The sequence below is a fragment of the Nostoc sp. genome, from assembly GCF_036917235.1.
Classification (GTDB): Bacteria; Cyanobacteriota; Cyanobacteriia; order Cyanobacteriales; family Nostocaceae; genus Nostoc.
In genome coordinates this window covers 153,970-170,093 of sequence record NZ_JBALDU010000114.1, presented here as the reverse complement: position 1 = coordinate 170,093, position 16,124 = coordinate 153,970, and the positions used below count along the sequence as shown (strand labels likewise).

Below are 16,124 nucleotides of genomic sequence, written 5' to 3'. Positions count from 1 at the left end.
AAATAAATAATAATTAAGCTGATAAATAAGCCATTTTATAAATGGATATTTAATTGAGTAGAAGTGGGAAAGTCCTATGTTTCAAGGTGTTTTAACTCTTTTTGAATGGAATTGGCTATCTTTTGGATTAGCGCCCATAACTTTAGCTCAGGAAGTACTAACTCCAGAAGAAGCGTCAGTTGTTTTTTCTGGGCCTAAATTGTTGGTGGCACTGCTAGCTGGGGTTTTGATGGCATTTGCCTTTCAATTGTTGTTGACAAACTTTTCAGTCGCTGTCGGAATTTCATCTTGGGAAATTGGCTCCGATTCTGATGATGAGTCTGAAGGTTTGGGTAAGACAATTCGTAAAGGTCAAGCAAAAGTTGGTGCTTGGGCATTAATAACCGTTAGCATCGCGTTATTTATTGCTTGTTTTTTAGCAGTAAAACTTAGCCTAATTGAAAGCGCATTTTTAGGAGCAATTATTGGTGTAGTCATTTGGTCTACCTATTTTTCACTAGTAATTTGGTTGGGTTCATCAGCAGTAGGTTCTTTAATTGGTTCTATATCTAATACTGTTACTTCTGGTTTTCAAACTCTGATGGGCACGGCAACTGCTGGCATCGGTGCGAATACTGCAAAAAAACAGTTAATTTCTACTGCTGAAGATATTACAGCCGCAGTCCGGCGGGAATTAACTTCAGGTTTTGATTCTGAAAGTATTAAAAATACCCTCCAAAGTTCTTTAGGTTCTCTGCAATTGCCAAAGCTGGATATCAAAGAAATTCGGAGTCAATTTGACCAACTTTTTAAGGATACAGATTTACAATCTGTTGCTAATAGCGACCTATTGCAAAACGTTAATCGCCAAACATTTTTTGACTTAATTAGCAGCCGTGGCGATTTATCTAAAGAAGATATCAATAATATTACTGACCAATTTGAAGGTGCATGGCAACAAGCTTTAAATCGCAAAAATCCCACAGAACAAGTAATTAATTTACTCAAGTCCGCTACTCCTGAAGAACTTAATTCTGAGCAATTAGGTGAACGGCTTCAAGAACTGGTTACAATCGGAGGCGGTAATGGCAATGGTGTAATCAAGCAAGCTATTAGGTATGGCTTAAGTGCAGCTGCGCCAGCAGTTCTGGAACGGGTAAACCTTTCTAATATCGATGTGAACAAAATTACAACTCAGTTGCAAAAACTGAAAGAAAAAGTTCAAGATGTCGATGTCGAGCAAGTTACAGAACAATTTCAAAAGTTTAGAGAACAGGCAACTGAGCAAGTATCTGCAAAATTACCCATATCACTGGAAAATGCAATTAAGGCAGATGTAAAAGACTACATATTGCATTCGTTCCCTTGGCACTTTAACCGAATTACCTTAGTAGATGAATTTAAAGAAGTCATCTATGACGTAAATGCAGATCCGACAACTGTGAGACGAGAGTTGGAAGAAATTAATCAAGAATATTTCAGCAACTTGTTGAAGCAGCGCGGTGATATTAGCGAAGCTAGGGTGAAAGAAATTTCCGAACAAATGGAAAGCGATCGCCTGGAAGTTTTAGAAACTGTCAAACAGGCTCAAACTCGCGAAAAAGGGCAAGATTTCCGCAACCGTATTGAAGATTATCTGCGTTCGACGGGTAAAGACGAACTCAATCCCGAAGGTATTGAACGAGACTTTGACAAGTTGCTAGACGATCCACAAGCTGGTTTTGAAGATTTAAGTAGCCGCTTCGGGCAATTTGACCGCGATACTTTTGTACAATTGCTCCAACAGCGTCAAGATATCAGCGAAGAGGAAGCTAATAATATTGTTAGTCAACTCGAACGCAACCGCGACAATCTCTTGAATGGTGCTAGGGAATTGCAAGAACAAGCAAAGGCTAAAGCCGATGAACTGCGCCAAAGAGTTGAAGAATATCTGCGGAATACTAATAAAGACGAACTCAATCCCGAAGCGATCAAACGTGAGTTTAGAGTTTTACTAGACGATCCCCAAGCCGGAATTAGTCTTTTACAATCGCGCCTATCGCAATTTGACCGCGATACACTAGTACAATTGCTTAGTCAGCGTCAAGATTTGAGTGAGGAACAGGTAAACGAAACTCTCGATCAACTTGAAGCAGTCCGAGATAGTATTTTGCAAGTACCGCAACAGGCGAAAGAACAGTACGAAAAAACTACAAAAGCGATCGCTGAATATCTCCGCAATACCAACTTGGAAGAACTTAATCCAGAAGGTATCAAAGCCGATTTGGAGAAATTACTCGACGATCCTCAAGCTGGAGCCTTAGCACTGCGCGATCGCTTATCTAATGTCGATCGAGAAACCTTAGTTAAACTCGTGAGTCAACGCGGTGACTTGAGCCAAGAGCAAGTTAATCAGATCATCGATCGCGCTCAAGATGCCATTGGTGATATTCTGAGAGCGCCACGACGTTTAGCCAAGCGCACCACTCAACAAGCTTTAGATTTTGAAGCTAATCTCGAAGAATATCTGCGTAATACCAACAAAGAAGAACTCAACCCCGAAGGAATCAAACGCGATTTACAATTGCTGCTGTCTTCTCCCCGCGCTGGAATTGGGAGTTTAAGCGATCGCGCCTCAAAATTTGACCGTTCGACAATTGTGGCGTTATTATCCCAACGTGAGGATATCTCAGAAGAGGAAGCTAACCGAATTGTCGATCAAATTGATTCTGTTCGCAGCTCAATTGTCGAACAATTCCAGCAGATTCAGCAGAGAGTGCAATCAGTGCTAGATGGAGTTTTTGCGAAAGTCCGCAACTATCTCAACTCCCTGAATCGTTCCGAACTCAACTATGAAGGCATTAAGCAAGACTTTGCAAAAGTGTTCGACGATCCCCAAGCCGGATTTGAAGCCTTGCGCGATCGCCTCAGTGAATTCGATCGTGACACCTTAGTTGCTGTATTGAGTTCTCGTGAAGATATTTCCGAAGCCGATGCTAACGGCATTATTAACCAAATAGAATCGGCGCGGGATGGCGTATTACAACGAGCCGAACGCATCCAGAAAGAAACTCAAAAACGCCTGAAAGCGATTCAAGAGCAAGCTAAAAAGCAAGCCGAAGAAACCAAGAAAACCGTTGCAAACGCTGCGTGGTGGATATTTGGCACAGCGATTACTTCTCTTTGTGCCAGTGCGATCGCAGGTGCGATCGCTGTGACTGGGATAACTCTACCTGGGTAAAATATCTCCGTCATCAGAAATTTTGAGAAATACAAAGTGGCATTCAGTCTTTATAAATGAATGCCACTTTTTTAATAAATCAAAAAAGTATAGTGATATCAAGTCCCGTTAATTACTTATGATTACCGCATCTGTGCAAAAATCGGAAAAGCCTTTTTCCCCTGAATGATATATCAAAAAACTCTATCTGAAAAAATATTTCATATTTCGTTATAGCAAGAATAATAAAAAAGAGTTAATTATTATTTCTTAAAGATAGAAAAAAGTAAGCTTGAGGTAGTATCATACTCTTATTATTCTGAATCCCGTAAAAATGTCCTAAAACCTATGCAATTGCATAGGAGATGATCTGCTTATTTGTTAGTAGATTACTGCTAGAAACTGGGAAGTCATCAGATACAAGGACATAACATGACTCTTGGCACAATCTATTTTGATGCCAATATCATCAATAGATCCAGTGTTTCTCAAATCTTTAGACTTAACAGCAAAGACCTGTTCTAATCAGGTCTAATTTGTTATATCTTCTCACTCGTTATTTCTCCACTGGGGAAGTGACGAAGTAATTTTTTACCCTCTAAATTCAGGATAAATTCACTATGCCAACCATTAACGGTACTAATCAGCCTGACACTCTTGGTATTCCTTCTTCTATTCTCCCTTATATCATCAATGGATTTGATGGTAACGATACGATTAGGGGCGGATCTGGCAACGATACAATTAATGGTGGTTCTGGCGACGATAGAATTAACGGCGGAAACGGTAATGATAGCCTTCTGGGCGGATCTGGCAGCGATACTATTGACGGGGGAAGAGGCAACGATATAATTGACGGCGGATCTGGCAACAATACGATTGACGGCGGATTTGACGGTGACGATAAGATTCAAGGTGGTAATGGCAACGATCGCATTCAAGCCGGATCTGGCAACGATACAATTAACGGCGTATCTGGCAACGATCGGATTGACGGCGGAGCTGGCGACGATAAGATTGACGCTGGTTCTGGCAACGATACGATTAACGCTGGTTCTGGCAACGATACGATTAACGCCGGAGTGGGGAACAATATAATTAACGGTGTTTCTGGCAACGATACGATTAATACTGGATCTGGCGACGATACAATTGACGGTGGATTTGGCAACGATACGATTAACGCCGGTTCTGGCAACAATACGATTGACGGCAAAGCGGACAACGATATAATTAACACCGGATCTGGCAACGATAGGATTGAAGGCGGATCTGGCAACGACACGATTAACGGCGGTTCTGGAAACAATAGGATTGACGGCGGATCTGGCGACGATAAGATTGACGCCGGATCTAACAACGATACGATTAACGGCGGTTCTGGCAACGATACAATTAACGCCGGAGCCGGGAACAATATAATTAACGGTGTATCTGGCAACGATCGCATTAACACCGGATTTGGCGACGATACAATTGTTGGCGGATTTGGCAACGATACGATTAACGCCGGTGATGGTAACAATACGATTGACGGCGGATCTGACGACGATATCATTAATACTGGATCTGGCAACGATAAGATTGACAGCGGATCTGGCAACGATAAGATTAACGGCGGATCTGGCGACGATAAGATTAACGGCGGATCTGGTGACGATAGCCTTGTTGGTGGATTAGGCAACGACAACCTTGTTGGCGGATCTGGCAATGATACGATTAGCGGTGATTTTGGTAACGGTGGTATCCTCACTGGTGTTGGTGGAACTGATGTTCTCACTGGAGGATTGGGTAACGATGTTTTCGATTTCAACTTCGTTTCCGAGAGTCAACCTGGTTTGTTACAGGATGCGATCGCTGATTTTGTGGGAAACGGCATCCTTGCAGGGGATCAAATCGATCTATCTACCATCGACGCCAACTCCACCAAAGAGGGCAATCAAGCCTTCACTTTCATCGGGAGTCGTGCATTCTCTGCAATCGGTCAAATCCGTTATTCAGGAGGTATTCTCCAAGGTAGTACTGATGGCGATCTGTCGGCTGAGTTTGAAATTCGGCTTACAAGAGCGCCACAACTAGTGGAAAGCGACATTATCCTTTAATTTAATATTATCTGCCTTTAAAATAAGGCAGAATGCAGAATTTTGATAATTGAATAGTCGCAAATAAAGATAAGTTTAGCTTGCCTTTCTGATAGTTTATAGTTATTATAATTGCGCCGCGTCTACATCAGAAAATCAGGTAATACAATCGCAACAGTTGCCAACTGCCACCCAATGAAAAAGATATCAGAGAATTTGAGAAGGCATATTGTAACGCAAGGGATGTCGCGATGTCTACGATGGTCACTGAGCGCAGCCCTTCGCAGAGCGTCTCGTAGAGAAGTGCGGGCTACGCCTACGCACTGGTTAACAAGGCTTTTAAATTATAGACACTTACTTCCTTATACATAACTAGATAAATCACCTAATAAATCACCTAATAAATCTCAAAAACCAAAACCAACCCTATCTGAACAAAGGTTTCAGATTTTGCTTTAGCGAGAGGAATAAAAAAGGGCTAATTACTCTTTCTTATAGATAGGAAAAACTAGGCTTGAAAGTAATAGTATAGTCTTGTGATTGTGGCTAAAATCAAAACGTTCTAAAAGCTATGCGCTTCTGTAGGAGGAAATCAGCTTGTTTCATACCATCCTACTACTGCAACTAGTAAAGATTAAGGACATCACATTACTCTTGGCATAATTTTGATGCCAACATCATCAATACATCTAGTGCTTGTCAAATCTTCAAACTTAACAGCAAAGACCTGTTCAAATCAGTTGTAGTTCAGTTATCTATTCCCACTCGTTATTTCTTTGCCTTGTTTTCTCGGCGTTGCTGAATGACAGTGTGAAATTTAAAAATTCAATCTTTGAAACTGTTTCCTTTACACCTTTGGGGGAAACCAAATTCATACTCTTAATCAGCAACACCGTTTTCTGATGGGAAAGTGACGAGGTTATTTTTTACCCTCTAAGTTCAGGAGAAACTTACTAATGGCAATTATCAACGGTACCATTTTTAATGACAACAATACCATCAACGGTTCCCCACTAATCTTTCGCCCTGCCCTAAATGGGGGTGCTGGCAGCGATATCCTTAACGGCAATGCCGGCAACGATATCTTAAATGGGGGTGCTGGTAGCGATATCCTTAACGGCAATGCCGGCGACGATAGTCTAAATGGGGGTGCTGGCAGCGATATCCTCAACGGTAATGTCGGCAGCGATACCCTTAACGGTAATGCTGGCGACGATATCCTAAATGGCGGTGCTGGCAGTGATATCCTTAACGGTAATGCTGGCAACGATACCCTAAATGGCGGTGCTGGTGGCGACATCCTCACTGGCGGTGCTGGCACTGATTCTCTTCTTGGCGGTGCTGGCAACGATATTTTTGATTTCAACTTAGTTTCAGATAGTCCGACTGGTTTATCACGAGATATTATCGCTGACTTCGTTGGAAACGGTATCTTTACAGGCGATCAAATCGATCTATCTACGATTGATGCTAACTCCAGTGTAGCGGGCAACCAAGCCTTTATTTTCATTGGTGCTGGCGCATTCTCAGCAGCCCGTCAGGTTCGTTATTCAGGAGGTACTCTTCAAGCTAACATTGATGGGGATCTGTCGCCTGAGTTTGAGATTGGACTGACAGGAGCACCACCACTAATAGCAAGCGACATCATCCTCTAATCTAATACATCTCTTGCAAAAGCGCTCAACACCCTACTTCTAAGAGCAAGCGCTTAGGAGTGGGGTTCTTATTTGTGATTTATGCAAAAAGTCTAATATTGAAGAATAATTTAGGTGCAAAGCAAAACATACTCCAATTGTGAGAAAATCCAGTAGGCTTTAACCTTTCAAGAATGATATTGCTGTAGTCAAGCACAGTTAAATACTAACAAAGTTGTTCATATCAACTGCACCTAACAGAAGTACATCTAAAAAATAAAAAATTACCAATGTTTGCCAAGGTTTGATCGTGCTGCGTATGCATGAGAAAATCTGTTAATACAATCGCAAAAGTTGTGATAATGCCAGAATAGCCAAATTGTAACGCTAGGGGTGCGCGATGTCTACGACGGTCACTGAGCGCAGCGGTTCGCGGAGCGTCTCGTAGAGAAGTGCGGGCTACGCCTACGCACTGATCTAACAAGGCAATGGCACTCAGTTCAAATACAGCCTCGATCCTGTAAGGCTCTGCCTCCAGTGGCTTTACCATAGGCAGCAGTTCTCTCAAAATATATTTCCAGTCTTAAGACTGGAAACGAATTCAAGCTACACAAATCTTTAGGCTTTTCTTCGTCTCATGCGTCTAACAAAGCTTTTAACTTATTTGGCAATTATTTGTTATACATAACTACAGAAACCATTAAACAAATACCAATATGCAAAGCCAACTCTATCTGTACAAAGGTTTTCATTTTATTCTGGACAGAGAATAAAAAAAAGTTAATTATTCTTTTTTCTATTTCTAAAAAAGTCTGCTTCAGGGTAATACTATATTATTGTTATTATAAACACAGTGGCAATGTCTGCAAGTCTATATAATTACGTAGGTAAAAATCTACTTATTCCTTAGTATTTTCCAACTGAAACAACTGAAAACATAAGCTACAAGGACATCAGATGATTTTTCGTACAATTTTGATGTAAACATCATCAAATACATCTAGTACTTCTCAAATATTCTCAAATATTCTCAAATATTCAGACTTAATAGTAAAGACCTGTTCCAATTAGGTTTATTCAAGAAGATATTGCCACTCTTGATATTTTTACCTCGTTTTGTCGGCATTGCTGAATGAAAGTATGGAATTCCCAAATTCCATGTTTGAAATTGTTTACTTTATGCATTTCAAGGAAATCAAATTCATACTCTTAATCAGCAATGCCGTTTTATAATGGGGAAGTAAAGACGTAATTTTTTTCCCCTCTAAGTTTAGGAGAAATTCATCAATGACAACTTCAATATCAATTTCCTACGGTAGCGGCAGTGTTAGTGCCAGCTCTAGTAGTCATAGCAGTAGCAGTAGTAGCAATAATGGTCAGAGCGATATCGTTAATGTTAGTGGTGGCAACAGTACCCTTATAGGTGGTAGTGGCAACAGTCTCCTTAACGGTGGTGGTGGCAATGATAGCCTCTTTGGTGGTGCTGGTAACGATACTCTTAACGGTGGTGGTGGCAACGATAGGCTCAATGGCGGTACTGGCAAAGATATTCTCTTTGGCGGTACTGGGAGTGATAATCTCATCGGCGGTGATGGGGATGATATCCTGACTGGCGGTAGTGGGAATGATATTCTCACTGGAGGATCGGGTAATGATATTTTCAAGTACAACTCAATTTCTGATACTCCACTTTCGTCACGTGACTTAATAACTGACTTTCGTGGAAATGGTAATTTGCCAGGCGATCGAATTGATATATCTACTATCGATGCCAACTCCACTATTGGGGGCAACCAAGCTTTCACTTTCATTGGAAGTGCCCAATTCTCCGCACCCGGCCAAATCCGTTATTCAGGAGGTATTCTCGAAGGTAGCACTGATGGGGATCGGTCGGCTGAGTTTCAAATTCGGCTTATAGGAGCACCACAAGTAGTGTCAAGTGACTTCATTCTTTAATGTAATATTCCTGCCTTGAAAATAAGGCAGGAGGCAGATCGCTTTTAGCGTCTTCCCTTCTCCCAAAAGGAGAGGCTAGCGCCAAGGGAGAAGGCAAAAAGCACTAGAGATTTGAAAACATCTCTTTCCCAGTCCTCAGCCCCTAGTCACTATTTTCAAGGCAGATATAATTTTGAAGAATAACTCTAGTGCAAAGTTAGAGTATCTTCAGCTTTGCACCGGAATCAACATCAATATACTAAGCTATAAACGTGGAAAGTCAGAGCCTCAGCTTGGGGCAATGACTTTTTTTCATATTTAAATTCGTATTGCTATCTCTAGTATTTCCGGCACTCTAGATGCCTAACACACAAGAATCATCCCTATTTGATACAAACGCTTAGATGAAGATTTATTCTAATTAGGGCTGACCAAAAGACACGGTGAAACATAGATAATTACTCATATTCGATCGCACCGCCCAGGCATGAGAAAATCATCAGGTAATACAATCGCAACTGTTGCGATAATGGCACGGAAGGAAAAAAGATGTCGGAGAATTTGAGAAGCCAAATTGTGACGCAAGGAGTGCAGCGATCGCCTAATCGAGCTATGCTGCGTGCAGTTGGTTTTAAAGATGAAGATTTCAATAAAGCCATTGTGGGCATTGCCAATGGCTACAGCACGATCACTCCCTGTAATATGGGGATAAATCAACTGGCACAAAGGGCAGAGGTTGGGATTAAAACCGCCGGAGCTATGCCACAAATGTTTGGCACAATTACCATTAGCGATGGGATTTCGATGGGAACTGAAGGGATGAAATATTCCCTAGTGTCGCGGGAAGTGATTGCCGATTCCATTGAAACTGCCTGTACTGGACAAAGTATGGATGGTGTGCTAGCTATTGGCGGTTGTGATAAAAATATGCCAGGGGCAATGATTGCAATGGCCCGAATGAATATCCCTGCAATATTCGTTTACGGTGGCACAATTAAACCCGGTCATTACAACGGACGCGATTTAACTGTTGTCAGTTCTTTTGAAGCTGTTGGTCAATACAGTGCTGGAAAAATTGACGAAAAGGAATTATTAGAGGTTGAAGGTCGAGCTTGTCCGGGTGCTGGTTCCTGTGGGGGAATGTTCACAGCTAACACCATGTCTTCAGCATTTGAAGCGATGGGGATGAGTTTACCCTATTCTTCGACAATGGCGGCAGAAGATGCCGAAAAAGCCGACAGCACGGAAAAATCAGCATTCATTTTAGTCGAAGCCATTCGTAAACAAATCTTGCCTCGTCAAATTATCACCCGTAAATCAATAGAGAATGCCATCTCTGTGATTATGGCAGTCGGTGGTTCGACCAATGCAGTGTTGCACTTTTTAGCGATCGCCCGTGCCGCTGAGGTAGATTTAACTATAGACGACTTTGAAACCATCCGCGCCCGCGTTCCCGTTTTGTGCGATCTAAAACCAAGTGGTAAATATGTTGCTACAGATTTGCACAAAGCTGGCGGCATTCCGCAAGTAATGAAGATGTTACTTGTGCATGATTTATTACACAGTGATAGCCTCACTATCAGCGGTCAAACCATTGCAGAGATATTAGCAGACATACCAGAAGAACCATCAGCCAATCAAGATGTGATTCGGACTTGGAATAACCCGATGTATCCTCAAGGACATTTAGCCATCCTCAGAGGTAATTTGGCAACGGAAGGGGCTGTCGCCAAAATTACTGGGGTGAAAAAACCAGTAATTACTGGGCCTGCACGGGTATTTGAATCAGAAGAAGCCTCTTTAGATGCTATTTTGGCTGGTAAGATTCAAGCTGGTGATATTCTCATAATCCGCTACGAAGGGCCTAAAGGTGGCCCTGGAATGCGAGAAATGTTGGCTCCCACCTCAGCAATTATCGGGGCTGGATTGGGTGATGCGGTGGCATTAATTACCGACGGACGTTTTTCTGGCGGTACTTACGGCATGGTAGTTGGTCATGTTGCACCAGAAGCCGCAGTTGGTGGGGCGATCGCCCTTGTAGAAGAAGGCGATAGTATTACTATTGATGCACCCGCTCGTTTATTGCAGTTGAATGTATCTGAAGAAGAATTGGCTCGTCGTCGTGCTAACTGGCAACCTCCGGCTCCGCGTTACACTAAAGGCGTGTTAGCGAAATATGCCAAATTGGTGTCTTCTAGCAGTATTGGTGCTGTGACAGATTTGGACTTATTTTAATTAACCTGACAACTGTGGCGCAAGTTTGCCTACCTTTAACAAGGGGCTTAAGCCCCTTGTCTGGTTATTTGAGATGGTCGCTGGATTTACGTCGTCCTGTAATAGTTTGATTTAGCGATCGCTTCTAAAGAAGTTGCAAGGACAAACTCGTAACTTACTTTGCGATCGCAAGCGTAGTAAAACAAATTGCTGTATCGAAACAACTTGTCAAATGAAATACTGTTGATTGCCTCTAAGTTTTGAAGCTATCGAAGAGGGATGTTCTGTGTTTATACCAGATTTTTACCTGAATTTCATGAGTTTTTGGAAAAATCTTGAAAAAGTTTCAGGAAATTTACATAGAAGATGTAATGTCAATCGATATACTACAGAAATACTATTGACCATCAACTGCTAAAAAACCTAAAAGGGTACAAAATGAGTTCTGAATCTAACGTCAAACTGACGATCGCTCTTAGTAATCCAGACTTAGATGCAGAGGAGCAAGAACGAGAAGCACGGAATCTGCTGCGAGAAATCAAAGACTTAGATGTTGAAAGTGCTGAACTCGTAGCAGTTACAGAAATACCCGAAGGAGCCAAGTCTGTTGGCGGTTTTCTGGTAGGGGTGTTGCAGGCAGAGGTGAGCCTTGCCAATTTTAAGAAATTACTGGGATTTTTAGGCGATCGCTTGGGTAACAAAACCATTGAATTGGAAGTTGAGGCTAATGGTAAGAAACTTAAGGTGAAAGCTAGCAGTCAGGAAGAGTTAAACGCCGCTATTGAACAAGCTCAAAAGTTTATCGCAGGTAACTAAGAAATTCCAGCAGTAAAGAAGAATAACAAGATGGTGAAAGTAGCACTTCTAATAGGAGTCAGTGAGTATGAGCCTGGTCTTACTCCATTGCCAGCGACAATAAAAGATGTTGACGCAATGCAGCAAGTTTTGCAGAACCCAGAGATTGGCGGTTTTGATCGCGTAACACCGCTGATAAATCTTCAACGACAAGCAATGGAGGAAGCTATTGAAACTTTGTTTGATGGTCGTCAAAAAGATGACCTCGTGCTGTTATTTTTCTCTGGTCATGGAATTAAAGATGAGAGCGGTAAGCTTTACTTTGCTACTCGCAACACCCGTAAAAATTTACAGGGGAAACTTATTGAGACAACGGCAGTAGCAGCTAGTTCTGTGCATAAGTTCATGACCAATAGCCGCTCTAAACACCAAGTAGTGATTCTTGATTGTTGCTTTAGTGGGGCCTTTGCCGAGGGCATGGCAGCTAAAGATAATGGTTTTGTGGATATCAAGAACCAATTAGGTGGAGAAGGACGGGCTGTTCTCACATCTTCGACTTCAACCCAATATTCTTTTGAACAGCAAGGGGCAGATACCTCAACTTACACTCGCTACATAGTTGAGGGGTTGCAGACTGGTGCAGCAGATCGGGATGAAGATGGTTGGATCTCTGTTGATGAATTGCATGAATATGCCACCAAAGCAGTACAAGAAGCTACTCCTGCAATGAAACCGGAGATATATGCCATCAAAGAAGGCTATAAAATCAATATTGCTAAAGCACCTATAGATGATCCTAAGCTCAAATATCGTCGAGAAGTTGAGTATTGGGTAGAGAGTGGTAACGGTGAGATTTCTTTTACAGGTCGCGCTGCATTGGAAGGACTACAAGAGGAACTGGAACTAACATCTGAGGAGGCTGCTGCAATTGAAACTAAGGTTTTAGCACCTGTGGAAGTCTACAAGAAAAAATTGCAGCGATATGAACAGGCGTTCCGCAATGAGATTAAACTTGGGTTTCCTCCCAGTGATAAAACTCGCACTAATTTGAAACGTCTTCAGCAAGCATTGGGACTCAGGGATGAAGATATAGCCCTAATCGAAGCTCCGATAATTGTAGAACAGCCACTTATCGCACCTCCAGTAGTTTTTCCACCTTCACTTCTCCAAAATAGCAATTTTCTACAATATGTGGGAGCCAGCATCATCGGAGTAATTGGAGTATTTATTGGTGGTAATTTAGTCTACTTTTTTTTACTGCCCCGAACCTCAAATCCGCCTCAATCGATAGTTCAGACTCCAGTAAATTTTTGTGCTAATAAAGAGACGTATAGTTTGAATGACAGAATTAGCTTGGGTGAAGAAATTTTATTAAAACAAGATACGAACCCAGATAAAGAAGCTGGAGTGAAAGCATTTTACAACAGTGATTGTTCAACTGCTATTAAGAAATTCGAGTCATCCCGTCAAGCTAATCGTAAAGATCGTACAGATCCAGAAGCATTGATTTATTTGAATAATGCTAAAGCTCGTCAGCAAGGAGATAGGCTCAAAATTGCTGTGAGCGTACCCATTGATAATAATCCAGATTTGTCAAAAGAAATGCTACGTGGTGTAGCTCAGGTTCAAGACGAGGTGAATAGTAGCGGCGGTATCAATAGCAAGTTATTGGAGGTAGCGATCGCTAATGATGGTAATGAGCCAGATATAGCTTCAAATATTGCTAGACAGTTTGTTAAAGAAGATAACAACATTTTAGCTGTTGTGGGACCCAACGCTACTCTTGCTTTCAAGAATGCTGCCAATCTGTATTTCCAGAGCGGAAATGATTTAGTCATGATATCTCCCACTAGTTCCGATCAAAAATTGAATGAGAGTCGATACGAAAATGTATTTCGCACTAGTATCAGTAGTCGCTTAGTGGCAGAACAGCTATCTAATTACGCTATTAAGTATGCTCGTAAAACCAATATTCTTGTTTGTGTATCTTATACAAGTACTGATAATACATCGCTCAAGGATGAGTTTAAAGAAGTAATAAAGAAAGCTGGTGGCAAAATTAATCCCACAAAGTGTAATGTTTCTGCTTCCAATCTTGATCCCTCTGTAGTCATTTCTCAAGCTATAAAAACTGGTGCAGACGGTTTGTTATTAACTTTCCCCATAGATGAAAGAAAGAAAGGTCTAGCGGTGGCGCAAGCTAATAAAGGTCAGTTAGCACTATTTAGCAATCCTGGACTGTACACGCAACAAATTCTAGAGGAGGGGAAAGCCGATGTTGATGGTATGATACTGGCTGTCCCTTGGCGTCCTCAAGCATTTCCTGGTAATCCCTTTGAGCAGAATGCTCTGAAACTTTGGGGTGGAACAGTGAATTGGCGAACGGCGACGACTTATGATGCTACTTTGACGATCGTCAAAGGTTTGCGGCAAACTAACAAGCGCAATGAATTGCAGAATGTGTTGCACAATCCAAAATTCTCAGTTGATGGTGCGACAGGAAAGATTCAGTTTTCAGAATCAGGCGATCGCAAAGACAATCCCATCTTTCTAGTCAAAGTTCAACAAAAACCTGGCACTGATAAATATGAATTTGTGCCGATTCAACCTTAGTTTTGCAGCTTTATTTAATAGCGATCGCACTCAGTTTTTTATTTATAACAACTCGATAAATTCATCAAAAAAGCCAAAATTTCTCACAACATATCTGGATTTTCCCCCAATTCTCTCAATCTAGCCGCTAAACGAGCCGCCTGTGCAGCAGCCGCTTCTTCTCGTATAGCAGCAACTTCTGCTTGTGCAACTGCGGCTTGTGCTTGTTCCGCAGCAGCCTCCTCTGGTAACAAAACCAAATTGCCAGCTACATCGTAAAACCGCAACCATACCGCCGTTTCTCTGTCTATTGTTCCTTCATACGTTCCCAACCATAAACCTAACTTTTGACACCACAACCAACCACGCTCATTTGGTGTCAAAGATTGATATTGCTGATTATTATCTAAATGCCACCCTTGCAAAGAATTCGGGTCAAAGGGATCATAGACAAAATAATCTGAAGTATGAAAAGTTTGTTCGTAAAGGTCTTTCTTAACAGTCTTATCTATTTTGGCTGTAGATGGTGACATTAATTCTACAATCACATCAGGATAACGACCGTTTTCTTCCCATACTACCCAACCTTGACGAGAATTAGTCCCATCCACATTCAGAACAGCAAAGAAATCGGGGCCACGGAAATCCTGGTTAGGTACTTGGGCGCTGCTGTAATAAATAAACATATTGCCACCAGTAAAAAAATCATTCCGGTCAGCCCAAGCTTGCTGCAATGACCGAATCAACACATTCATGGCAATACGGTGGCGATTTGATTCCAAGGGTTCTCCGTCATCAAAAATTAAATCTGTAGGCGGTGTAGGGTGTTCCCAGTCTAGAATTGCTCTTGGGTTGTTTTCGGTAGTCATGAGCGATCGCCTTTCTCAGAAAGCCTTAGATTTCTATCATAAATTATTCTTCACCCAACCCCGAAAATTACGCATAGCTTGACTTCTACCAATTGTTAAACACTGCTGAACATATTCATTGACTAATTCAACAATTGGGATATTAGGAAAATTAGGACTAGATTGAGATTTAATATATTTTCCCTCTTGTAGAATCGAAATTTCTAAACCTTGTTGTGTATGTCGCCAAAGTTCAGGAACTCCCAAAATTTCATAATTATCAAATCTAGTGCGAGAAGTAATATCAATTTCGATTGCTAAATCTGGTGGTGGGTCTATATTTAAATCTATGCAATTTTTCCCAATTACAGCAGCTTGATTTTTAATATAAAAACTGGTATCTGGTTCTACTGCTTGCCGCATTCGCTCATTTTTAAGAGTTGTAGAACCGAAAGGCTCAAAATCAATTTGGAGTATTTCTAACAAGATTTTAACTAAATCACCAATAAGTTCTTTATCTTTTTCGTGTTCTGGTAGGGGAACCATAATTTCTAACCAACCATGACTATAAGAAATACGTGCAGCACGCCTTTCTCCCATTTCTTCTAAAATATTTTCTAATTGTTTCCAACTAATATCTTGAAGCAACATTTGTTGACCAGGTTTTACAATAATTTGTTGCAGTTTTAAAAGCATATTACCTCAGAGAGTTGATGTCATAATAATTGTATATAGTAGATTTAATTTACAAATTAACTTTTTTAAAGTATATTATCTCGGATTATAAGTGAAAAATTAGTCAAAATAAATCCTTGATATAATTTTTAGGCTATTACAATATTGTAAC

Annotated in this window: 10 protein-coding genes; 7 read left to right on the top strand and 3 right to left on the bottom strand. The window is 41.2% G+C overall.

Annotated features, from left to right (window positions below):
• Nucleotides 1–76 precede the first annotated feature (76 nt).
• From V7K44_RS32925 to V7K44_RS32915, 3 genes are all read left to right on the top strand, one after another.
• Nucleotides 77–3,199, top strand: a complete 3,123-nt coding sequence (locus V7K44_RS32925) for an MFS transporter (RefSeq protein ID WP_334938270.1) — start codon at nt 77–79, stop codon at nt 3,197–3,199.
• Nucleotides 3,200–3,798: 599 nt separating this feature from the next.
• Complete coding sequence (locus tag V7K44_RS32920) at nt 3,799–5,280, top strand: calcium-binding protein (protein ID WP_334938268.1); 1,482 nt, start codon at nt 3,799–3,801, stop codon at nt 5,278–5,280.
• Nucleotides 5,281–6,215: 935 nt separating this feature from the next.
• Nucleotides 6,216–6,914: a calcium-binding protein gene (locus tag V7K44_RS32915; RefSeq protein ID WP_334938266.1), complete on the top strand. Its 699-nt coding sequence runs from the start codon at nt 6,216–6,218 to the stop codon at nt 6,912–6,914.
• A 223-nt stretch (nt 6,915–7,137) separates the two neighbouring features.
• On the opposite strand, the gene V7K44_RS32910 is transcribed toward V7K44_RS32915, so the two are convergent.
• Complete coding sequence (locus V7K44_RS32910; RefSeq protein WP_334938264.1) at nt 7,138–7,443, bottom strand: hypothetical protein; 306 nt, start codon at nt 7,441–7,443, stop codon at nt 7,138–7,140.
• Between the two features lie 737 nt (nt 7,444–8,180).
• On the opposite strand from V7K44_RS32910, the gene V7K44_RS32905 reads away from it, so the two are divergent.
• From V7K44_RS32905 to V7K44_RS32890, 4 genes are all read left to right on the top strand, one after another.
• The gene (locus tag V7K44_RS32905) at nt 8,181–8,849 is read left to right on the top strand and encodes a calcium-binding protein (protein ID WP_334938262.1); all 669 of its coding nucleotides are present in this window, start codon (nt 8,181–8,183) and stop codon (nt 8,847–8,849) included.
• A 528-nt stretch (nt 8,850–9,377) separates the two neighbouring features.
• The gene (gene ilvD / locus V7K44_RS32900; RefSeq protein WP_334938260.1) at nt 9,378–11,063 is read left to right on the top strand and encodes a dihydroxy-acid dehydratase; all 1,686 of its coding nucleotides are present in this window, start codon (nt 9,378–9,380) and stop codon (nt 11,061–11,063) included.
• A gap of 417 nt (nt 11,064–11,480) precedes the next feature.
• Entirely contained in the window at nt 11,481–11,858 is a 378-nt protein-coding gene (locus V7K44_RS32895) for a hypothetical protein (protein WP_334938258.1), read from the top strand.
• A 30-nt stretch (nt 11,859–11,888) separates the two neighbouring features.
• Entirely contained in the window at nt 11,889–14,450 is a 2,562-nt protein-coding gene (locus tag V7K44_RS32890) for a caspase, EACC1-associated type (RefSeq protein ID WP_334938256.1), read from the top strand.
• A gap of 83 nt (nt 14,451–14,533) precedes the next feature.
• Here the strand turns inward: V7K44_RS32890 and V7K44_RS32885 are convergent, their stop codons facing one another.
• Together V7K44_RS32885 and V7K44_RS32880 are read right to left on the bottom strand one after the other, a co-directional pair.
• Complete coding sequence (locus V7K44_RS32885; RefSeq protein WP_334938254.1) at nt 14,534–15,298, bottom strand: Uma2 family endonuclease; 765 nt, start codon at nt 15,296–15,298, stop codon at nt 14,534–14,536.
• A gap of 36 nt (nt 15,299–15,334) precedes the next feature.
• A complete protein-coding gene (locus V7K44_RS32880) occupies nt 15,335–15,973 on the bottom strand; it encodes a Uma2 family endonuclease (RefSeq protein ID WP_334938252.1) in 639 nt (212 codons plus the stop codon).
• Between the last annotated feature and the right edge of the window lie 151 nt (nt 15,974–16,124).

Excerpts from the sequence above, each read along its gene's own strand:
- V7K44_RS32925 (WP_334938270.1), top strand. The coding sequence starts at position 77 with ATGTTTCAAGGTGTTTTAACTCTTTTTGAATGGAATTGGCTATCTTTT.
- V7K44_RS32920 (WP_334938268.1), top strand. The coding sequence starts at position 3,799 with ATGCCAACCATTAACGGTACTAATCAGCCTGACACTCTTGGTATTCCT.
- V7K44_RS32915 (WP_334938266.1), top strand. The coding sequence starts at position 6,216 with ATGGCAATTATCAACGGTACCATTTTTAATGACAACAATACCATCAAC.
- V7K44_RS32910 (WP_334938264.1), bottom strand. The coding sequence starts at position 7,443 with ATGGTAAAGCCACTGGAGGCAGAGCCTTACAGGATCGAGGCTGTATTT.
- V7K44_RS32905 (WP_334938262.1), top strand. The coding sequence starts at position 8,181 with ATGACAACTTCAATATCAATTTCCTACGGTAGCGGCAGTGTTAGTGCC.
- ilvD (WP_334938260.1), top strand. The coding sequence starts at position 9,378 with ATGTCGGAGAATTTGAGAAGCCAAATTGTGACGCAAGGAGTGCAGCGA.
- V7K44_RS32895 (WP_334938258.1), top strand. The coding sequence starts at position 11,481 with ATGAGTTCTGAATCTAACGTCAAACTGACGATCGCTCTTAGTAATCCA.
- V7K44_RS32890 (WP_334938256.1), top strand. The coding sequence starts at position 11,889 with ATGGTGAAAGTAGCACTTCTAATAGGAGTCAGTGAGTATGAGCCTGGT.
- V7K44_RS32885 (WP_334938254.1), bottom strand. The coding sequence starts at position 15,298 with ATGACTACCGAAAACAACCCAAGAGCAATTCTAGACTGGGAACACCCT.
- V7K44_RS32880 (WP_334938252.1), bottom strand. The coding sequence starts at position 15,973 with ATGCTTTTAAAACTGCAACAAATTATTGTAAAACCTGGTCAACAAATG.